The organism is Nonomuraea sp. NPDC005983 (genome assembly GCF_040614375.1).
In the GTDB taxonomy this organism is placed as follows: domain Bacteria; phylum Actinomycetota; class Actinomycetes; order Streptosporangiales; family Streptosporangiaceae; genus Nonomuraea.
Genome location: NZ_JBEXUP010000014.1, coordinates 18083 through 37647, shown reverse-complemented (window position 1 = coordinate 37647; position 19565 = coordinate 18083). Strand labels below are relative to the sequence as shown.

Here is a 19565-nt window from a genome sequence, read left to right as displayed (position 1 = left end):
GTCTAGGTCCGTAATGTCTAGATCCGGAACAGCTCGGCGGCGTTCCGCCAGGCGACCCGCTCGGCGGCCTCCCCGGTGAGCCCCGCCGCCGCGACCGCGCCGAAGGCCGACGACGGGTCGATCAGCGTGGCGTCGGTGCCGAACAGCAGCCGCCGCCCGTCCACGGCCGCCACCACCTCGGCGATGCGCCCGGCGGGCGCGTGGGACCAGCACGGTTCGAGGTAGAGGCGGTCGCAGGCGTTCGCCGCCTCGATCGCGTGCCTGAACCCGTCGGCGCCCATGTGCCCGGCGATCACCCTCAGGCCGGGGGTGTCCAGGCACAGCCGGGCCAGGTCGAGGACCGAGGTCCCCCAGGTGTGCACCAGCGCGGGAAGGCCCGTCGAGGCGACGAGGGCCAGGGCGTCGCGCGTCTGCGGCGAGGTGACCGGCGAGGCCGTGTAGTCCGTGTGGATCTTGACGCCGACGAAACGGCCCGAGGGGAGCAGCTCGTCCAGGTCTCTGGCGGCCTGGTCCAGCCTGCGCGGGTTGACCGTGACGTAGCCGAGCAGCCGGTCCTGGCCGTCGAGCCGTTCGGCGAGGGCGCGGTTGCCCGCTCCCGCGTCGTAGATGACGGCCTCGGTGGCCGAGACGATGGCCCGGTCGATGCCGTAGCGGTCCATGGTGGCGAGGTTGGCCTCGGCGACGTCCATGGTGAAGAACCACGGGCCCCAGTGGGCGTGCACGTCGATGATCATGACAGGAGCCTCCTGGCGTTGCCGCCGGCCACCGCCGCCACCTCGTCGGCCTTCAGGCCGCTGGTGGCGAGCCGCAGCAGGGGGACGAGCGGTTCGCAGTGCGGGGCGCGCGAGCCGTAGAGCAGGCGGCCCGCGCCGATCTCGGCGGCCGCGGTCTCCAGCGCGTCGGGGGAGTTGAGCAGGCGGGTCGAGGTGTGGAAGCCCGGCTCGTCGGCGGCCGCCACGAGGAAGTCGCCCAGGTGGTAGAAGTGCGTGTCGAGGAAGACGACCGTGGCCTCCAGGCCGGCGAGCGGCTGCCAGAACCTGCGGACGTCCCCCCCGGTGAGGATCGTCAGGCCGTGCTGCGCGGCCCGGCGGGCGACATGTCTGACCGAGGGGAATCCGGCCTCGACGCCCTGCTCGTCCGGGAAGAGCCTGATCGCTCTGACGCCCGACGCGGCGAGCCGCTCGACCTCGCGCGCCGCCCCGAGGGCGTCCCGCAGGTCCACGGCCCCGACGGGGACGAACGGCGACGCGGCGCCGGACGTCAGGGCGAGGGTCTCGTCGTTGCCCGAGCGGGTGTCGAACAGGGCGGCGCGCAGGCTGGCCACCGCGCCCGCCCGGATGCGGTGCGCCGCCAGCGTGCCGAGGACCGCGTCGGGGGTGCCGGGCGGGCCGTCGCGGTCGGGGTAGGCGCCGACCAGGACGTCGACGTCCAGCGCCACCTCCAGCTCGCCGATCAGGTTCCACGCGTCGAAGGGGGTAGCGGCCCCATCCCTAATCGCCATGCGGGACATCATGCCATTGAAGACCGGCGCTGAGAGAGTTACGGTCTAGCCCTAAACCGAGAAGCGAGCCCACTTCACCCTTGACCTCCCGCTCCGGAGCGCAATAAATTACGGTCTGTGCCGAAACTTGTCATCGACGCCCACCGCCTGGTCGGCCCGGTGCCGTTCGACGACCTGCCGGAGGACCCGCGACCCGAGATGGCCCGCCTCGGCATCGACCAGGCCTGCGTCACCCACACGCTGAGCCTCCACTCCGACCCGGCGGCGGGCAACCGGGCCCTACTCGAACTGGACGACCCCCGGCTGGTGCCGGTGCCCGTCGTGGTGCCGGGAGTGCCGGGGACGTCCGAGCCGTCGGAGCCGGGCGAGGTGCTCGAGTGGGGAGTACGCATGGTGCGGCTCTGCCCGGAACGTCACCGCTTCGACCTGACCGGCCCCGTCGCGCTGCGCTGGCTGTCGGAGCTCGGCCTGCCGATCGCCGTCGACCTGGACGAGACCTCGCCCGCCCAGCTCCGCGCCCTCTCCGACCGGCTCCCCGGCCAGCGCGTCCTGCTGCTCAACCCGGGCTACCGCAGGCTGCGCGAGCTGGCCGAGCTGCTGTCGGAAGCCCCGGACGTCTGGGTGGAGATCGGCACCGTGAACACCCAGCGCGGCGTCGAGTGGCTGGCCGAGCGGTTCGGCGCCGGGCGGTTGGTGTTCGGCACCGGCGCCCCCGTCATGGACGACTGCGGCCCGCGTTTCCTGCTCGACCACCTCGACCTCGCACCGGACGAGGTCGACCTGATCGCCTCGGGGTCCCTGGGGAGGCTGTGGTGACCGTCCTCGACGCGCACGGCCACGTCGGCCCGTGGCCCGACTTCCTCATTCCAGACCCCACCGCGGAAGGCCTGCTGGCCACCATGGACGCGCTCGGCGTGACCGCGATGGGCATCAGCCACCTGCTCGCCGTCGGCCCCGACGCGGTCAGGGGCAACGAGCTGGCCATGGACGTCGCCCGCCGCTTCCCCGGCAGGTTCGGCGTCTGGCAGGTCTACAACCCGCACCACCGCACCCCGCTCGTCCAGGACGGCGTGTGGGGCGTCAAGCTGCACCCGGACGTCCACCAGTGCCCCCTGGACGACCCCCTGTACGAGCCCGTCTGGCGGCTCGGCCTGCCCGTCCTCGCCCATGGGCAGACCGGTTCGCCGTGGAGCGACCCTGAGCGGTTCGCCGCCGTCGCCGCCCGCCACCCGGACGTGCCGCTGCTGATGGGGCACACCGGCCTGTGGCAGCACGGCTTCGCCCGCGCCGCCCGCCTGGTCGCCCGCCACCCGAACGTGTTCCTGGAGGTGTGCGGCTCGAAGATGACGGGCCGCTGGATAGCCCGGCTCGCCGCGCTGGCCGGCGCCGAACGCGTCGTGTTCGGCTCGGACGCCTGCTTCCTCGACCTGCGGACCGGCCTCGGCCGTGTCGCGCTCGCCCCGCTCGACCCAGCGGAGCGCGCCGCCATCCTGGGCGGCAACCTGGCCCGCATCCTGAAAGGCCCCGTCCCGTGACACTCGCCCTCCACGGCGGCACCCCGGTCCGCACCGCCCCCTGGCCGTCCTGGCCGCCGCCGCTCGACCGCGGACAGCGCAAGCTGGTCACCGAGGTGCTGGAGAGCGGGCTGTGGGGCGCCACCCAGGGCGGCGCGGTGGTCGCGCAGCTGGTGGCGGAGTTCGCCCGCAGGGCCGGGGTCCCGCACGGGGTGGCGGTCGGGAACGCGACGCTGGGGCTGTTCGCGGCGCTGCGCGGGCTGGGCGTGGGGGAGGGCGACGAGGTGATCGTCCCGGCCTACACGTTCGTCGCCTCCGCCACCGCCGTCCTGCTCACGGGCGCCACCCCCGTCATCGTGGACGTGGACCCCGCCGACCTGCACCTGTCGCCGGAGGCGGTCGCCGCCGCGCTGACCGGCAGGACCGCCGCCGTCATGCCCGTCCACCTCGCGGGCAGCCCGGCCGACATGGACCCGCTCGTCGCGCTCGCCGCCCGCCACGGCCTGCTCGTGGTGGAGGACGCCGCGCAGGCGCACGGCGCCGCCTACCGCGGCCGTCCGGTGGGCGGGCTGGGCGAGGCGGGGGTGTTCAGCTTCCAGGCGAGCAAGGCGATGACGGCGGGGGAGGGCGGCCTGATCGTCTGCCGGGACGAGACGGCGTACGCGGAGATCTGGTCGGTGTGCAACGTCGGGCGCAGGCCGGGCGGCGAGTGGTACGGCCACCCGTCCGTCGGCTGGAACCTGCGGCTCACCGAGCTCCAGGCCGCGCTCGTGCTGCCCTGGCTGGACCGGCTCGACGACGAGATCGACCGCAGGAACGCCTTCTGCGCCGCGCTGGAACGCGAGTTGTCGGGGCTGCCGGTGAGCGTGGTGCCACGCCCGCCCGGCACCACCCGCGACTCGCGGCACCTGCTCATGCTGCGCGTCGAGACCGTCGGGTCACCCGTGGACCGGGAGTTCCTGCTGGCCGCCATGGAGGCGGAAGGCGTCCCGCTCGACGCCGGGTACCCGCCGCTCGGCACGCTGGCCGCCCTGACGGGGGAGGGCGCCAGGGCCGAGCCGTGCCCGGCGGCGGAGGAGGCGTCCAGAACGGTGGTCTGGGTGCGCCAGCCGATGCTCATGGCCGACCCCGGCGCGGCCACGCAGGTGGCCGAGGCCCTCGCTAAGGTGCTGTCTCATTGATCTACTTTGTAAAGGCGCCTGGCTGACGGCCCCGCGAAAGGTCGCGAGTGGGGCGTGCTCAGCCCCTACAACGAGGCGGCGATCGCGCAGCGCCATCCGGAGGAGCTGGCGCGGTTGCGGGCCGAGGGCGAGTACGGCTACCGGCCGCCGGGCGGCGAGTCGTTCGGCGACGTGGCCGGCCGCCTGCGCGCCTTCCTGGAGGCGCTGCGCGGGCAGTCGGACGGCCGCCGCGTCCTGATCGTCGCGCACGACGCGGTGGTGCTGATCCTCCGGCACGTCATCGCGGAGACCCCCGACGCGGACCTGCCGGCGATCGACGCGTACGCCCCCATCGGCAACGCCTCCGTCTCCACCTGGCACGCGGTGGACGGCCGCCTGGAACTGCTGTCCTTCAACGACACCACCCACCTGCGCTGACCCCCGCCACGCCCGCCTCCACGTGCGAGGCGCGTGCGCGGGTGTCAGCAGCCGAGCTCGCGGACGTCGGCGCGGGCGCGTGTGCCGTCCGCGGCGAACCAGGCCTGCTCCGCCTCCATCCAGACCCGCCACCGGGGTTCGAGCTCGGGGCCGTCGCGGTCGAGCACCCGTCGCAGCCGCACCTCTTCGGGCGCCTCCAGCCAGATCGTGAAGGCCAGCAGGTGGGCGATGGACCTGCGGGCCGTGCCGACGCCCTCGATGATCAGGACGGGAGCGGGCGGGACGGTGACCAGCTCGGCGTACTCGGCGCGGTGCCAGTCGTAGCGGCGGAACGCGCCGGGCCTGCCCTGCTGGAGGGGGCGGAGCACCTGCTCGTCGAGGGCGTGGAACCAGGCGTCGGGGCCTTCGTCCCAGGGGATGGGGAAGTCGTCGCTGTGGATCACCTGGCAGCCCAGCTCGGCCGCCAGCTTGGTGGCCAGCGTGGTCTTGCCGGACCCGGCGGGGCCGTCCACGGCGACCAGGCGCACCGGGCCGCACGACGGTTGGAGAGCCTGGATGCGGCGGACAGGCGATTGCACGCACCCCAGGGTAGGTGACGGGGGCAGGGAGGCTGAGAGAATGTTCTTTCGCCTCGAACGCAAGCTGGAGGTTGACTTTGCTCGGACCCCTCGGCGACGTCGTCGTGCTCGACCTGTCCCGGGCCCTGGCGGGCCCGCACGCCGCGCAGATGCTCGGTGACCTGGGCGCGCGTGTGATCAAAGTGGAGCATCCGGACGGAGGCGACGAGTCTCGCGGCTGGGGGCCGCCCTTCGTCGGTCCGGATCACGATATTTCCACCTATTTCCTGGCGGCCAACCGGAACAAGCAGTCCATCGCCGTCGATCTCAAGTCGGCCGAGGGCAAGCGGCTCATCGAGCGCCTGGTACGGCAGAGCGACGTGCTCGTCGAGAACTTCCGCACCGGCGTGCTCGACAGGCTCGGCTTCTCCGTCGAGCGCCTGCACGAGCTGAACCCGCGCCTGGTCATCCTGTCGATCACCGGGTTCGGCCACGACGGGCCCGAGGGCGGGCGGCCCGGCTACGACCAGATCGCCCAGGGCGAGGCGGGCCTGATGTCGCTGACCGGCCCGTCACGCGACGAACCGTATCGCGTCGGCGCCTCGATCGCCGACCTGCTCGCGGGCATCCACGGCGCGTACGGGGTGGTCTCGGCGCTGTACGAGCGTGAGCGCACCGGCAAGGGGCGGGTGGTGCGCACCTCGCTGCTCGCGGCCGTCACCGGCGTGCACTCCTACCACGGCACCGCCTGGACCGTCGGCGGCCAGGTGCCGGGCGCCAACGGCAACCACCACACCTCGATCGCCCCCTACGGGGCGTTCCACTGCGCCGACGGGATGATACAGATCGCCGTCGCGAACGAGGGCCAGTGGAAGAAGGTGGCAGCTCTGCTGGATATCGACCCTGATGTGGCGAAATATGCCACCAACAGGGAGAGGTTCGCACACCGGGATGAGCTGATCGCCGACATGGAGAAGGCCCTGGCCGCTCACGACCGCGCCCACTGGCTGGCCCGGCTGGGCGAGGCGGGGGTCCCAGCGGGGGCGATCCGCTCGATCGACGAGGTCTACTCCTGGGAGCAGACCCGCTCGCAGGGCCTGGTGGTCGAGGTCGACCATCCGGTGCTCGGCCGCATCGAGCTGCCCGGCCCGCCGCTGCGCTTCGACGGGCTGGAGCAGGCGGAGCACACACCGCCGCCCGCGCTCGGCCAGGACGGTGACACGGTGCTGGCCTGGCTCGAAGAGCGGGAGCGGTGATCAAGATTTGGTGGCACCGGTCGGCGCGCTCGTGCGTCAACATTGCATCGTTGGTTGACACTAGGGAGCCATGGTGAGCCGTCCGGACGCGCGCACACTGATCGAAACGGTCCTCGACAGGGGGTCGTGGAAGTCGTGGGACGCGCCGCCCGCCGATCCGGCCGAGCCGGGTTCCCCCTACGCCGACGAGCTGGCCGCGGCCCGGGTGAAGTCGGGTTACGACGAGTCGATGATCACGGGCGAGGGCACGCTCGACGGGCGCAGGGTCGCGATCGTGGCCTGCGAGTTCTCGTTCATGGCCGGGTCGATCGGGGTGGCGGCGGCGGAGCGGTTCGTGGCGGCGGCCGAGCGGGCCACCCGCGAGGGGCTGCCGCTGCTGGCCGCGCCCGCCTCCGGCGGCACCAGGATGCAGGAGGGCGCGCTGGCGTTCGTCCAGATGGTGAAGATCACCGCGGCGGTGCAGGCGCACCGCGCGGCGGGCCTGCCGTACGTGGTGTACCTGCGGCACCCGACGACGGGCGGGGTGTTCGCGTCGTGGGGGTCGCTCGGCCATGTCACGGCGGTCGAGCCGGGCGCGCTCGTCGGGTTTCTCGGGCCGAGGGTGTTCGAGTCGCTGCACGGCTATCCGTTTCCCGAGGGCGTGCAGGTGGCGGAGAACCTGTTCCAGCACGGGCTGGTCGACGCGGTGGTGTCGGCCGACGACGCCCGGCAGATCGCGATCAAGGCCCTCGCCGTGCTCTGCGCCGACACCTCGGGTCTCGCCGCCGGGGCGGCGCCCGAGGAGGACCTGCGGCCCGTCGAGGCGTGGGAGGCCATCACCCGCTCCCGCCGCGACGACCGGCCGGGGGTCCGCACCCTGCTCAAGCTGGCCGCCGCCGACGTGACCCCGCTCAACGGCAGCGGCGAGGGCGAGAACGAGCCCGGCCTGCTGCTCGCGCTGGCCAGGTTCGGCGCCGCCCCCGCCGTCGTGCTCGGCCAGGACCGGCGCAGACAGCGGTCCAGCTCGCCGCTGGGCCCCAGCGGGCTGCGCGTGGCCAGGCGCGGCATGCGGCTGGCCGCCGAGCTGGGGCTGCCGCTGGTCACCGTGATCGACACCGCGGGCGCCGACCTGTCGAAGGCGGCCGAGGAGGGCGGGCTGGCCGCCGAGATCGCCCGCTGCCTGGCCGAACTGGTCGTGCTCGACGCGCCGACGGTCTGCCTGCTGCTCGGCGAGGGGGCGGGCGGCGCGGCCCTGGCCCTGCTGCCCGCCGACCGCGTGCTGTGCGCGCAGCACGCCTGGCTGTCGCCGCTCCCGCCGGAAGGGGCCTCGGCCATCCTGTACCGCAGCGTGGACTTCGCGCCCGAGATCGCCCAGGCGCAGCGCATCCGCGCCACCGACCTGCGCCGCGACGGCATCGTCGACCGGGTCATCCCCGAGCGGCCCGACGCCGCCTACGAGCCGGAGGCGTTCTGCGAGCGGGTGGGGCGGGCGCTGGAGTACGAGATCGCCGGGCTGCTGTCGGAGAGCCCGGCGACCCGCCTCGAGGCCCGCCTGGCCCGCTACCGCAGGCTGGGCACCTAGGAGGTGACTACGGGACGGGAATCCGCTCCACCCTGATCGAGAAGACCTCCTCGCGCGGTACCACGACCTCGTAGGCGCCGTGGTCGACCAGCCAGTAGCCGAGCGCCTCCGCCTTCATCCCGCTGTGGCCGGTGTAGGCGATATGCAGGCCGTCCTCGTCCTCGTCCAGGACGATGCACGGCTCGCCGCCGAACGCGGCCACGGTGCGGACCAGCACCAGCCACTCCACCTCGGCGCGGGCGACCACGCGCCGCCAGTAGCCGGACGCGGGCTGGAACCCGTCGAGTTCCTCCTCGCTGAACAGCGCCACCTGGTCGCTGTCGGGGCCGAGCGCGGCGGGCAGGGTGCGATCGCCGTAACGGGCCACGAAGCCGGAGGCCACCGGCGTGATCTCATCGTTCATCAGGCGGGCCGCCAGGTGAGGCCGTCGTAGCGGGCGAACGGCCGCTCTCGCTCGTCGGTGACGTGCACGATCTCGGCGCCCGCCGGGATCGGCATCGGCTGGGTGTGGAACTGCGGCACGACGTGCTCGCGTGAGGTGGTGAAGCCGTTGCCGGCGAACGGCGGCACGTCGCTCCAGTCACCGCCCATGTGCGGCCCGTACGGCACGGCGTAGGTGTCGATGTCGCGGGCGTACCATCGCATGACGTACAGCTCGGGCACCTCCGCGAACAGCTCGGAGCCGTCGAACGACAGGTCGAGGCCGAGGTAGAGCTGGCGGGGCGTGGTCAGGCGCGCGCAGTCCTGGACCCGGTAGACGTAGCCGGAGATCACGTTGCGTTTGCCCGACAGGTACGGCACGAGCAGACGCGGCGGGACCACCTTCTGCATTTGCGTTCTGCTCACTGTTCCACTTTACGATCGCTTGACCCCGAGCACCCGGTGTTCCAGGCATGGCAGGCTGGCCCGCGCCGCGGCGGTCGCCTCCTGGTCCACCTCCACCACCTGGACTCCCGGCGAGGTGCCGAGGTCGGCGCGGACCACTCCCAGCGGGTCGACCAGCATGCTGCGGCCGACGCCGAACCCGTCGGTGGACTCCGCCGGGTTGGGCGCCTGGCCGACGGCGGCGGTCCACACGGTGTTCTCCAGCGCCCTCGCCCGCACCAGGGTGATCCAGTGGTCCTCCTTGAGCGGCCCGGAGGCCCAGGCGGCGATGACGGCGAACAGGTCCGCGCCCTGGTCGACCAGCGCCCTGGCCAGTTCGGGGAAGCGGACGTCATAGCAGGTGACCAGGCCGACCCTGAGCCCGGCCAGGTCCACGACCGTGGGTTCTGAGCCGGGCGCGACCAGCTCCGACTCCTTGGCGCCGAACGAGTCGAACAGGTGGATCTTCCGGTAGGCGGCTTTGACCGCACCGGTCGCGTCGAGCGCGACGGCGGTGTTGTGGACGCGGTTCCCGCCCGGCTCGAAGACCCCGGCGATCACGGCGGTGCCGTGGCGGCGGGCGGCCTCGGCCAGCCCGGTGACGAACGGGCCGTCGAGCGGCTCGGCCAGTTCGGTGACGTTCCTGCCGTAGCGGGTCAGCGTGGCCTCGGGGAAGATCGCCAGGTCGGCGTCCTCCGCCCTGGCGAGCGCTTCACGGGCCCTCTTGAGGTTGGCCGTGGGGTCAGGTGACACCGGGATCTGGCAGAGGGCGATTCTGGTCACGGCCCGACTCTAACCGGTTCGGCACCGGTCGAAACCAGGTCAGGCGCCGCCAAATCCATTCGAGTGGACCGTACCGGAATCTCGCCAGCCACCACCTGCTGAAGAGGATCTGCGCGGCCACGGTGGTCGTCGCCACGACGACGACGGACCAGCGGGTGGGGTCGCTCTTCAGCCACGGGGTGGTCAGGAAGATGATCAGGGTGCCGGAGACGTAGTTGGTGAGCGCCATCCGTCCGAGTGGTTCGAGCAGGGCCGAGAGCCAGGGGCGTAGCACCAGCAGCAGGCCGGTGGCGTAGGCGGCGGCCCCGGCCAGCGCGGCGACGCCGTAGACCTGCCAGTCGCCGGTGGCGGCGTGTGCGGCGGTCAGCAGCACGGAGGCGAGCGCGCTCACCGCGAACACCGGCAGCAGCAGCCATCGGGGCGGGCGCAGCTCCATCAGCGCCATGCCGACCAGGAACAGCCCCGGGATCAGCAGCGGGCCGCCGCCGACGAGCACCGCCCAGCCGACGGCGGCCAGGCCGAGCAGCAGCACCGGCACCCCGCCGGCCAGGAACGAGACGGGCAGCAGCACGGCCGTGCCGTAGAAGGCGTAGTCGGTGAGCACCTCACCCCCGTAGAACGTGTGCTGGATCAGCCCGAAGCAGAACAGCCAGGCGAGCCGCCCGAGCAGCACCCAGCGGCCGGCCCGGCGCCAGAAGAGCACGAAGCTGATGCCGAACAGCACCGAGAAGATCGGGAAGAAGCGGCCCTGGAAGAGGGCGTCGATCACCCAGTCGACGCCGGTGGCCGGCTGGTGCGGGATGTGCTGCCAGGTGTTGACCACCATGATGCCGCCCACCGCGAAGCCGCGGAGGGCGTCGAGTTCGCGAATGCGTGTCACAGGAACCAGGCGAACCACCATACGAGGAATCCGGCGGCGACGACGGTCGCCACGCACTGCGGGCCGCGACGTCGGAGCGCGAGCGCTGCCAGCGTCAGCGCGGCCGACCCGGCCGCCACCCACGTGTACGCCGCCACCAGGGCGGGCACGCCGGCGCCGAGCGCGGTCTCGTTCTGGCTGACCAGGCCGTAGACCGACTGGGCGACCAGGCCGCTGAACGCCGTCCCGGCCAGCCCGGCGAACGCCGTGACGGCCCTGCCCTTGAGCGCGCCCGCGACCAGCTGCACCAGCGAGACCAGGGCGAACAGCGCGAACGGCGCCGCCAGCCAGGGGGAGCGCGAGATCTGGTACGGGGCGCCGGTGATGTGCAGGTCGGCGGGGTCCAGCCGGGGGTGGACGGTGGCCTTGTCGGGCGCGCAGTCGGCGGCGGGACGGGCGGCGCCGGACTGGGTGGGGCCGGACTGGGTGGGGCTGGATGGGCTGGAGTCGGATTGGGTGGGGGCGGCGACGAAGGCCGCGATGTGCCGGCGTCCGCACGGGTTGGCGAGGAACACCGCGTGTCCCGTTCCGGCGAACTCGACGAAGCGGGCGTTGGGCAGGGCCTCGGCCGCGGGTTTGCTGGTCCTGGCGGGGGTCGTGGGGTCGAACTGGCCGCCGACGACGAGGACCGGCGCCTGAGTCGTGGCGTTGACGGCCGCCGATTTGGGGAGCTTCCAGGCGTCACACACCGCTTTATCGGTTTGGACGGTGAAAAGTCGGGACTTGGTGGTGAAGGTGTTGAACGGGACCTCGTCCTGGCACTGCACCGCCTCGTACAGGCCGAACTCGTGCGAGGCCAGCCCGTCGCCCACCGCGTCGGCCAGCGGGCGAAGCACCTCGTCGCGCCCGCTCGCCAGCGCGCCGACCAGCGGCGGTGCGACCGCGATCACGTCCGCCCCGTGCAGCGCCTCCGCCATGATCGTCGCCACGTCGTCGCCGGTCAGCCGCGCGGTGAACGCCGAGCTGAGCAGCGGATCCCTGGTCGGGACGCGGGCCGGGGAGGCGTTCAGCCTGGCGACCGCCGCGTCGAAGCGGTCCTTCAGCCCGAGCCTCGCCAGGGTGTCGCCCAGGTTGCGCTCGGCGTCGTCGTACCAGTTCACGCTCTCCGGCAGGAACGAGTCGAGCACCACCGAGCGCACCGCGACGGGGTCGGACGCGGCCACGTCCAGCATGACCCGCGTCGAGTAGCTGACGCCGAACAGGTTCCAGGACGGGTAGCCGAGCGCCTGGCGCAGCGCGACGACGTCCGCGGCGATCTCCCTGGTGGTGTAGCCGCGCAGGTCGACGCCCTGCAGTTCGAGCCGGCGGCGGCACTCCCCGGCGGCCGCGGCGGTGCCGTCGCCGGAGCCGCGCAACCGGTCCAGCATCGCCTCGGCCAGTTCCGGGCAGCCCAGCCTGGGTTTGGAGTACCTGCTGCCGCGCTGCTCGACCGCCACCACGTCGCGGTCGGGGAACATCTGGCTGAGGAACGTCGTGAGCTGGATCGACGACGAGGCAGGGCCGCCGCTCATGTAGACGACCGGGTCGGGCTTGCGGTCCTCGGCGGTGGACACGTGGACGGCGTAGCCGACCCGGATCTTCCTGTCGGGTGAGTCTCTGCGCTCGGGCACCACGAGGAAGCCGCACGTGGTGCTCTCCGGCATGGCGACCGGGCAGGGCTGCTTCTCGACGTCGCCCGGGGCGGTGGGGGGAGTGAGGCTCAGCGCGAGGGCTAGCAGGACCCGAGAGATCACGAGGACGAGACTAATAGTGTGGGTGCGTGAGCGAACCACTTGTTTCTCGGATGCGCGCTTTCGGCACGACGATTTTCGCGGAGATGAGCGCGCTCGCCGTGCAGACCGGGGCGATCAACCTCGGGCAGGGCTTCCCCGACACCGATGGGCCCGCCGCGATGCTCGACCGCGCCGTTCAGGCGATCACGTCCGGGGCCAACCAGTACCCGCCGGGCCCCGGCCTGCTGGAGCTGCGGCAGGCGGTCGCCGAGCACCGCTCCGCGCACTACGGGCTCGACTACGAGGCGAACGGCGAGGTGCTGGTGACGGTCGGCGCGACCGAGGCGATCGCGGCCGCCGTGCTGGCGTTGTGCGAGCCGGGTGACGAGGTGATCGCCTTCGAGCCGTACTACGACTCGTACGCCGCCTCCATCGCGCTGGCCCAGGCGCGGCTGGTGGCGGTGACGCTGCGGCCCGTCGAGGGCCGGTTCACCTTCGACCCCGACGAGTTGCGCGCCGCCGTCACCCCCCGTACGCGGGCGATCCTGGTCAACTCCCCGCACAACCCCACCGGCACCGTCTTCACCCGCGACGAACTGGCCGTCATCGCCGCGCTCTGCCAGGAGTACGGGCTCACCGCGATCACCGACGAGGTGTACGAGCACCTGACGTTCGACGGCGTCGAGCACGTCCCGCTGGCCACGCTGCCCGGCATGCGCGAGCGCACCGTGATGATCTCTTCGGCGGGCAAGACGTTCTCCGTCACCGGCTGGAAGACCGGCTGGGTGTGCGCGCCCGCGCCGCTGGTGACCGCGGTGCAGACGGTCAAGCAGTTCCTCACCTTCACCGCCAGTGCCCCCTGGCAGCTCGCGGTCGCCTACGGCCTGCGCCACGAGCTCGACTGGGTCTCCGCGCTGCGCGCCGGCCTGCAGGACAAGCGCGACCGGCTGATGGAGGGCCTGGTCGCGGCCGGGTTCGAGGTGTTCGGGCCCGCCGGCACGTACTTCGTCCAGACCGACATCCGCCCGCTCGGCTTCACCGACGGGCTCGAACTCACCCGCCGCCTGCCGGAGCTGGCGGGTGTGGTGGCCATCCCGACGCAGGTCTTCTACGACCACGCCGAGCGTGGCAGCCACTTCGTCCGGTTCGCGTTCTGCAAGAAGGACGAGGTCATCGACGAGGCGGTGACCAGGCTCAAGCGCCTGTCGTCGGGCTGAGCGGCGGCTTCCCGCCCGAAAGGCCGTCGAAGACGACCGTCAGCGTCCTGGTGCGCAGGTCGTCGTCCCAGTTGTTGTGCTGCGCGGCCAGGCAGGCCGCGCTGAGCAGGGCGATCAGCTCCGTCATGCCCACATCCGGGCGCACCGCGCCGGCCTGCTGGGCGCGGACCAGCAGGGTCTCGATCGCGCCCTTGAGGTCCGGCATGCCCGCCTTCGCGTCGATGCCGGCGCCGGCCAGGGCGTCGACGAAGACCTTCTTGGCCGTCGCGTCCACCACGATCCTGTCGAAGAACTCGAACAGTGCCTCGCCGGGGTCGGGCGCGGTCGCCAGCTGCTCGGCGCGTTCGGCCAGCCGCAGCACGCGGTCGATCACGATCGCCTGGTAGAGGGCCTCCTTGGTGGGGAACTGGCGGTAGATCGTCCCGACGCCGACCCCGGCCAGCTCCGCGATGGCGCGCATGGACGCCGACAGGCCGTCGCGGGCCAGCACCACCTCGGCCGCCTCCAGTACCCGGGCGCGGTTGCGCTGCGCGTCTGCGCGCATGCGGCTCCCTCCACGTTGACAACCGGAACAGATGTTCCGTATGTTCCAACCGGAACACCCATTCCGATACTAGGGGTCTTTCGTGGACTACGTGACCATGGGCAACTCCGGGCTGCGCGTCTCCAGAGCCTGCCTGGGCACCTTGAACTTCGGCACCCGCACCGGCCTGGCCGCCAGCGACGAGAGCGAGGCCGGGCGGATCATCGACGCCTTCCTCGACTCCGGCGGCACCTTCGTCGACACTGCCGACCTCTACCACGGCGGCGAGACCGAGGAGATCGTCGGCAGGGCGCTGCGCGGCAGGCGCGAGGCGGTCGTGCTGGCCACCAAGGGGGCCATGCCGGTGGGCTCCGAGGGGCGCGGCCTGTCGCGCCGCCACCTGACCAGGGCGCTGGAGGCCAGCCTGCGCCGCCTCGGCACCGACTACATCGACCTGTACCAGTGCCACCAGTGGGACCCCGGCACGCCGATCGAGGAGACGATGGCCACGCTCGACGGCTTCGTCCGCGCGGGCAAGGTCCGCTATCTCGGCTGCTCCAACTTCAGCGCGACGCAGATCGTCGAGTCGCAGTGGGCGGCGGCCCGCGCCGGCGGCACCCCGTTCGTCAGCCTCCAGCCGCAGTACTCGCTGCTCATGCGGGTGATCGAGGAGGAGATCCTGCCCGCCTGTGAGCGGCACGGGCTCGGCGCGGTCGTGTACGGCACGCTCGGCGGCGGCGTCCTTTCCGGCCGCTACCGGCGTGACGCCGCCCCCGACCCCGACAGCAGGATGGGCAGGCTCATGTCGATGTCCATGCCGGGCGGCCGTAGGTGGGCGGAGTCGCTGCTCACCGAGCGGAACCTGGACATCGCCGACCAGGTGGCCGAGGTGGCCGCCCAGGTGGGCGCCTCGCCCGCCGAGGTGGCGCTGTCGTGGGTGTCGGGACGTCCCGGCGTCACCTCGGTGCTCGTCGGCCCGCGCTCGGTGGACCAGCTGCGCGCCAACCTGGCGGCCTTCGACCTCGCCCTCCCCGAGGAGGCGACCGCCCGCCTGGAGGAAATCTCCCGCCCCGCCCAGGGGCCCAGGGATGGCAGCTTCTTCCACCTCACTCCGGCACGGTCCGTCGCGATGCGTGGTTGACTCTAAACTGTGTGTGACCGGAGGTCGGTGCCGATCTCTGCTGGGAGGCGTTGCCCGTGACGATTCGCCTGAGCGCGGAGCTGATGGAGGGCGTCCGTGAGCGCGCCGAGATCGAGGGGTGCAGCATGCAGGAGATCGTGCTGGCCGCCGTCGACGAGTACCTCGCCCGGCGCGGCCTCCGGTGAGCCGGCCGCCGTGCCTCGCGCGGTCAGGACACGACCTTGACCGGCAGCCTGCGCTGGCGTATCGCGCTCCTGATCGCCTTGGCGAGTTGCGCGTGCTCCGGCGCACGGGCCGAGGAGGCGCGGTAGGCCAGGCCGATCGTGCGGCCCGGCGCCGGGGAGGCGAAGCGCCGCAGCGCCAGCCGGGCGCGCTTGCCCGTCTCCACGGGCACCGCCGACTCCGGCACCAGTGTCACCCCGAGGCCGCCCGCGACGAGCTGCACCAGCGTCGGCAGGCTGGTCGCGTACGTGGCGGCGGTGGCGCGGGCGCCCACCTCGCGGCACACGTCGATGGCCTGCTCGCGCAGGCAGTGGCCCTGGTTGAGCAGCACGATGTCGAGGCCCTTGAGCGCGTCGCGGCCGATCGGGGCGTCATCGCCCGCCAGCGGGTGGTCGTGGGGGAGGGCCAGCAGGAAGTCCTCGTCGTACAGCGGCTCCTCGACCAGCCCGGACGTGTCCGTGGGCAGCGCGAGCAGCGCCATGTCGAGCCGTCCCTCGCGCACCTCCTCCAGGATCCGGTCGGTCTTCGCCTCGTGCACGGTCAGTTTGAGGTGCGGGAAGCGGCGGGCGAACATCGGCAGCAGCGCGGGCAGCACGTACGGCGCGACGGTCGGGATCACGCCCAGGTGGGCCGGGCCGCTGAACGGGTCGCGGTTCTGCGCCACCTCGCCCATCAGGGCCTCCACCGCCGCGAGCACCCGGCCGGCGTGCTCGGCCACCCGCTCGCCCGCCGGGGTGAGCAGGACCTTGCGGGTGGTCCGCTCCAGCAGCTGGCTGTCGAGAACCTCCTCCAGCGCCGCGATGTTCCCCGACAGGGTCGGCTGGCTCATCCGGAGCGTGGTGGCCGCCTCCCTGAAATGGAGGTGCTCCGCCACGGCCAGGAAGGAGCGCAGCTGAGCCAGCGAGGGCATCGGCTCACTGATAGGGATCACCTCTCGGATTATTGAGACTGCTCGATTTCTCGAATCAATGCTACGTGCGAAAGGCTTAGGCCCCCGACCAACCATGAAGGAGAAAGCACTTGCTCACCGTCGGTGACCACTTCCCCGAGTACGAACTGACCGCCTGCGTCGACCTCGACCCCGAGAAGGCGTTCGCGGAGATCAACCACAAGACCTACGAGGGCAAGTGGCGCGTGGTGTTCTTCTGGCCGAAGGACTTCACGTTCGTCTGCCCGACCGAGATCGCCGAGTTCGGCCGTCTCAACGACGAGTTCGCCGACCGCGACGCCCAGGTGCTCGGCGTCTCCGTCGACTCCGAGTTCGTCCACCACGCGTGGCGCAAGAACCACGACGACCTGCGTGACCTGCCGTTCCCGATGCTGAGCGACATCAAGCGCGAGCTGTCGGAGGCGTGCGGTGTGCTCGGCAAGGACGGCGTCGCCCAGCGCGCCACCTTCATCGTGGACCAGAACAACGAGATCCAGTTCACCATGGTCACCGCGGGTTCCGTCGGCCGCAACGTCAAGGAGGTCCTGCGGGTCCTCGACGCCCTGCAGTCCGACGAGCTGTGCCCGTGCAACTGGAACAAGGGCGAGTCCACCCTCGACGCGCAGAAGCTGCTGGCGCAGTGAGCATCGGCAACCTCAAGGACGCCCTGCCCGGCTACGCCAAGGACACCCGCCTCAACCTCGGCTCCGTCACGACCACCTCGTCGCTGACCGACCAGCAGTTGTGGGGTGCGCTGCTGGCGTGCGCGCTGACCACCCGGTCGGCGCGGGTCATCGCGGAGATCTCCGCGGACGCCACCGCGAACCTGTCGGCCGAGGCGTTCACCGCCGCCAAGGCGGCCGCCTCGATCATGGCGATGAACAACGTCTACTACCGGGCGACGCACCTCATCGGCGACGACGCCTACGCGACGCTCCCGGCCAAGCTCAGGATGACCGTCATCGGCAACCCGGGCGTCGACAAGACGGACTTCGAGCTGTGGTGCCTGGCGGTCTCCGCGATCAACGGCTGCGGGCGTTGCCTGGAGTCGCACGAGCAGGTCCTGCGTGGCGCGGGCTTGTCGCGCGAGCAGATCCAGGAGGCGCTGCGGGTGGCGGCGGTGGTCAACGCCACCGCCGCGACCCTCGAGGCCGAGGCCGCCCTGGTCGCGGTCTGACCTCCCGCCGGAGGCGGGCGCAACCTACGCCCGCCTCCAACCGTCTGACGCCACCCGCGTCCGCGCAGGTCAGCCGGGTGCGTTCTCGTCGCTCGGCGCGTCCAGCGGGGTGAGGGTGGCCGCCGCGGCGTCGTAGTCCAGGCCGGTCGCCTGGAGCAGGTCCACGACGATCGAGCGGAGCTGCGCGGTGATCACGTGGGCGGAGAACCCGAGCCGCTCGGGCCGCTCCCTCGCGGCCACGGCCAGCAGCGCCTGACGGGCCAGCGCGGGCTCCCGTCCCGCCGCGAGTTCGAGCTGGAGCAGCAGCGCCGCCTCCGAGACTTCGCGCAGCGCCTCCGCCAGCGCGGTCGGCGGCGGGTTCGCCTCGCCCAGCGCCGCCAGCGTGCGCCGGCTCAGCACCCGGGCGTTGCGCAGCGCCAGGTCCACGGGCACCGCGGCCGTCTCGTACCTGGCGAGCCTGGTCCGCCGGTGCCAGTGCAACGGCGAGATCATGATGATCTCCTTGCTGGTCTCCAGCGCCCGCTCGAACTCCTCGACGGCCCCCTGCGTGCTGCGCGCCTCCTCCAACGCTTCGGCGGCCACCTCGACGTCGCGCCTGTCGATCGCCTCCGCGGCCTGCTCCAGCACGGTGGACAGCGCGTCGAGGACGCCGGAGAGGTGCTTGGCCGCGATGGAGAGCGGGCTGGCGGGGAGCAGCGCGACCGCGGCGATGCCGATGACGCCGCCGGTGAGCGCGTCCGCCATCCGGTCCAGGCCTCCGCCGCCGCTGGCAGGGAGGAGCGCCGCGACCAGCACGGCCGACGAGCCCGCCTGCGCCACGAAGAGCGCGCCGCTGTCGAGCAGCACCGCGGTGGCCATCGCCAGCGCGACCACCAGCGCGATCTGCCAGGCCCCCGACCCGATCCAGGAGACGAGCAGGTCGCCCACGCCGACTCCCAGGCTGACGCCCACCACCAGCTCGGCCGCCCTGCGCAGGCGCTGCCCGAGCCCGACCCCGACGCAGATCAGCACGGCTATCGGGGCGAAGAAGGGGCGGGCGTGGCCGAGCAGCTGGATCGCGACGGTCCAGGCCAGGGCCGCGCCGACCGCGCACTGAGCGATGGACGGCGCCATGAGCCCGAACGTGCCCAGCCGGTCCCGTACATGATCGCTGAGCTTCGTTCGCACCGTTCTACCCTGGCGGATCTTTGTGACATTAGGGTCACATTGCCCTGATTCGGTTCGGCGGGATCCTGCCTCGGCCGTCTACCCGAACCTGGCCGTGCCGCGGGTGCCCCGCGCCCGGTCGGGGGGTTCGAGGCGTGGTCGTCAGGTGCCGAGGAAGTCGTCGACGGCCCGCTTGAACGCCTCGCGCGCCGAGACGTGGATCAGGTGGCCCACGTCGATCGTGACGAGCTGCGCGCCCGGGATCAGTTCCGCCATCTCGTCCGCCCTGAACGGGCTCAGCGGCCCGCCTGACAGCACCAGCGTCGGCGCCGTGATCGTCGCCAGCCCCGCCAGCCACGCGGGGTCGGGCTGGAGAAACTGCCGTTCCGTGTCGTGCACCATCCGCCAGTCGAAGGCGGTCGAGCCGTCCTCCTCGATCGGCGGGCGGCCCTCCAGCGGCCGCGGCGGGACGGGGTCCTCCAGGACGAGCCGCTCGACCAGGCCCGGATGGTTCATGGCCACCAGGTACGCGACCATCGCGCCCAGCGAGTGCCCGACCAGGACCGCCCGCTCGACGCCGAGCCGGCCGAGCAGGGCGGCCACGTCCTCGGCCATGCCGGGAACGGGGTACTCGCCGGGCCGCTCGCTCGCGCCGTGGCCGCGCAGGTCGGGCGCCAGGACGTGGTAACGGGCGGCGAAGTGCTGGGTGATGCCGTTCCAGTCGTTGTGGTCGGCGGTCCGTCCGTGCAAGAGGACCAGCGTGGGAGCGCCAGGATCACCCTCCTCGCGATAAGCGATCTTTATCCCGTTGACTCCTGCTTCGCGCATCACAGAGGCGACCCTACCTTCAGCGACACGCCCGACGTTGGCAGACATTGCCCGTGAAACGCGGTCGCAGCCGTGAATACCGTGCATGTGGACGGCGGCCTGGCAGCATTTCGAGAGG

23 protein-coding genes are annotated in these 19565 nt (G+C 72.3%); 11 read left to right on the top strand and 12 right to left on the bottom strand.

Going from position 1 to position 19565, the window contains the following annotated elements:
- Positions 1–17 precede the first annotated feature (17 nt).
- Positions 18–734, bottom strand: a complete 717-nt coding sequence (locus ABZ297_RS09570; protein ID WP_355342085.1) for an amidohydrolase family protein — start codon at positions 732–734, stop codon at positions 18–20.
- On the bottom strand, positions 731–1501 hold the full coding sequence (locus ABZ297_RS09565; RefSeq protein ID WP_355342082.1) for an amidohydrolase family protein: 771 nt from the start codon (positions 1499–1501) through the stop codon (positions 731–733). Before ABZ297_RS09565 ends, ABZ297_RS09570 begins: the two co-directional genes overlap by 4 nt.
- A 117-nt stretch (positions 1502–1618) precedes the next feature.
- On the opposite strand from ABZ297_RS09565, the gene ABZ297_RS09560 reads away from it, so the two are divergent.
- The 4 genes from ABZ297_RS09560 to ABZ297_RS09545 are packed head-to-tail and all read left to right on the top strand — an operon-like array spanning position 1619 to position 4613.
- The gene (locus ABZ297_RS09560; RefSeq protein WP_355342079.1) at positions 1619–2317 is read left to right on the top strand and encodes an amidohydrolase family protein; all 699 of its coding nucleotides are present in this window, start codon (positions 1619–1621) and stop codon (positions 2315–2317) included.
- Complete coding sequence (locus ABZ297_RS09555) at positions 2314–3036, top strand: amidohydrolase family protein (RefSeq protein WP_355342076.1); 723 nt, start codon at positions 2314–2316, stop codon at positions 3034–3036. The genes ABZ297_RS09560 and ABZ297_RS09555 overlap by 4 nt, the downstream gene beginning before the upstream one ends.
- On the top strand, positions 3033–4196 hold the full coding sequence (locus ABZ297_RS09550) for a DegT/DnrJ/EryC1/StrS family aminotransferase (protein ID WP_355342073.1): 1164 nt from the start codon (positions 3033–3035) through the stop codon (positions 4194–4196). Before ABZ297_RS09555 ends, ABZ297_RS09550 begins: the two co-directional genes overlap by 4 nt.
- Positions 4197–4250: 54 nt before the next feature.
- The gene (locus tag ABZ297_RS09545) at positions 4251–4613 is read left to right on the top strand and encodes a histidine phosphatase family protein (protein ID WP_355342070.1); all 363 of its coding nucleotides are present in this window, start codon (positions 4251–4253) and stop codon (positions 4611–4613) included.
- A gap of 44 nt (positions 4614–4657) precedes the next feature.
- On the opposite strand, the gene ABZ297_RS09540 is transcribed toward ABZ297_RS09545, so the two are convergent.
- Complete coding sequence (locus tag ABZ297_RS09540; protein ID WP_355342067.1) at positions 4658–5191, bottom strand: AAA family ATPase; 534 nt, start codon at positions 5189–5191, stop codon at positions 4658–4660.
- A gap of 77 nt (positions 5192–5268) precedes the next feature.
- On the opposite strand from ABZ297_RS09540, the gene ABZ297_RS09535 reads away from it, so the two are divergent.
- Entirely contained in the window at positions 5269–6426 is a 1158-nt protein-coding gene (locus tag ABZ297_RS09535) for a CoA transferase (RefSeq protein ID WP_355342064.1), read from the top strand.
- A 70-nt stretch (positions 6427–6496) separates the two neighbouring features.
- On the top strand, positions 6497–7987 hold the full coding sequence (locus tag ABZ297_RS09530) for a carboxyl transferase domain-containing protein (RefSeq protein ID WP_355342061.1): 1491 nt from the start codon (positions 6497–6499) through the stop codon (positions 7985–7987).
- Between the two features lie 7 nt (positions 7988–7994).
- Here ABZ297_RS09530 and ABZ297_RS09525 read toward each other — a convergent pair whose 3' ends face one another.
- Genes ABZ297_RS09525 through ABZ297_RS09505 form a run of 5 tightly spaced genes read right to left on the bottom strand, consistent with a single transcriptional unit; the run spans position 7995 to position 12286 of the window.
- Entirely contained in the window at positions 7995–8390 is a 396-nt protein-coding gene (locus ABZ297_RS09525; RefSeq protein WP_355342058.1) for a hypothetical protein, read from the bottom strand.
- Positions 8390–8833, bottom strand: coding sequence for a hypothetical protein (locus ABZ297_RS09520; RefSeq protein WP_355342055.1), 444 nt, complete (start codon positions 8831–8833; stop codon positions 8390–8392). The genes ABZ297_RS09525 and ABZ297_RS09520 overlap by 1 nt, the downstream gene beginning before the upstream one ends.
- A gap of 9 nt (positions 8834–8842) precedes the next feature.
- Entirely contained in the window at positions 8843–9634 is a 792-nt protein-coding gene (locus ABZ297_RS09515; RefSeq protein WP_355342052.1) for a carbon-nitrogen hydrolase family protein, read from the bottom strand.
- Positions 9594–10514: a DUF418 domain-containing protein gene (locus ABZ297_RS09510; protein WP_355342049.1), complete on the bottom strand. Its 921-nt coding sequence runs from the start codon at positions 10512–10514 to the stop codon at positions 9594–9596. Before ABZ297_RS09510 ends, ABZ297_RS09515 begins: the two co-directional genes overlap by 41 nt.
- Positions 10511–12286: an alpha/beta fold hydrolase gene (locus ABZ297_RS09505; protein ID WP_355342046.1), complete on the bottom strand. Its 1776-nt coding sequence runs from the start codon at positions 12284–12286 to the stop codon at positions 10511–10513. Before ABZ297_RS09505 ends, ABZ297_RS09510 begins: the two co-directional genes overlap by 4 nt.
- A 26-nt stretch (positions 12287–12312) precedes the next feature.
- Here ABZ297_RS09505 and ABZ297_RS09500 point away from each other — a divergent pair, with 26 nt between their 5' ends.
- Positions 12313–13482 (top strand): pyridoxal phosphate-dependent aminotransferase, encoded by a 1170-nt coding sequence (locus tag ABZ297_RS09500; protein ID WP_355342043.1) that lies wholly within the window; start codon positions 12313–12315, stop codon positions 13480–13482.
- Here the strand turns inward: ABZ297_RS09500 and ABZ297_RS09495 are convergent.
- On the bottom strand, positions 13460–14026 hold the full coding sequence (locus ABZ297_RS09495) for a helix-turn-helix domain-containing protein (RefSeq protein WP_355342040.1): 567 nt from the start codon (positions 14024–14026) through the stop codon (positions 13460–13462). The genes ABZ297_RS09500 and ABZ297_RS09495 overlap by 23 nt on opposite strands.
- An 82-nt stretch (positions 14027–14108) precedes the next feature.
- On the opposite strand from ABZ297_RS09495, the gene ABZ297_RS09490 reads away from it, so the two are divergent.
- Both ABZ297_RS09490 and ABZ297_RS09485 read left to right on the top strand, forming a co-directional pair.
- A complete protein-coding gene (locus tag ABZ297_RS09490; RefSeq protein WP_355342037.1) occupies positions 14109–15146 on the top strand; it encodes an aldo/keto reductase in 1038 nt (345 codons plus the stop codon).
- A gap of 56 nt (positions 15147–15202) precedes the next feature.
- Entirely contained in the window at positions 15203–15331 is a 129-nt protein-coding gene (locus tag ABZ297_RS09485; protein ID WP_355342034.1) for a ribbon-helix-helix protein, CopG family, read from the top strand.
- 23 nt (positions 15332–15354) lie between these two features.
- On the opposite strand, the gene ABZ297_RS09480 is transcribed toward ABZ297_RS09485, so the two are convergent.
- Positions 15355–16299 carry a LysR substrate-binding domain-containing protein gene (locus tag ABZ297_RS09480; protein WP_355342031.1) on the bottom strand — a complete coding sequence of 315 codons (945 nt, stop codon included), beginning with the start codon at positions 16297–16299 and terminating at the stop codon, positions 15355–15357.
- An 89-nt stretch (positions 16300–16388) separates the two neighbouring features.
- Here ABZ297_RS09480 and ABZ297_RS09475 point away from each other — a divergent pair, with 89 nt between their 5' ends.
- On the top strand, positions 16389–16940 hold the full coding sequence (locus ABZ297_RS09475; protein WP_355342028.1) for a peroxiredoxin: 552 nt from the start codon (positions 16389–16391) through the stop codon (positions 16938–16940).
- Positions 16937–17473, top strand: coding sequence for a carboxymuconolactone decarboxylase family protein (locus ABZ297_RS09470; protein ID WP_355342025.1), 537 nt, complete (start codon positions 16937–16939; stop codon positions 17471–17473). The genes ABZ297_RS09475 and ABZ297_RS09470 overlap by 4 nt, the downstream gene beginning before the upstream one ends.
- A gap of 69 nt (positions 17474–17542) precedes the next feature.
- On the opposite strand, the gene ABZ297_RS09465 is transcribed toward ABZ297_RS09470, so the two are convergent.
- Positions 17543–18640, bottom strand: a complete 1098-nt coding sequence (locus tag ABZ297_RS09465; RefSeq protein ID WP_355342022.1) for an FUSC family protein — start codon at positions 18638–18640, stop codon at positions 17543–17545.
- Positions 18641–18781: 141 nt separating this feature from the next.
- Positions 18782–19447 (bottom strand): alpha/beta hydrolase, encoded by a 666-nt coding sequence (locus ABZ297_RS09460; protein WP_355342019.1) that lies wholly within the window; start codon positions 19445–19447, stop codon positions 18782–18784.
- Between the last annotated feature and the right edge of the window lie 118 nt (positions 19448–19565).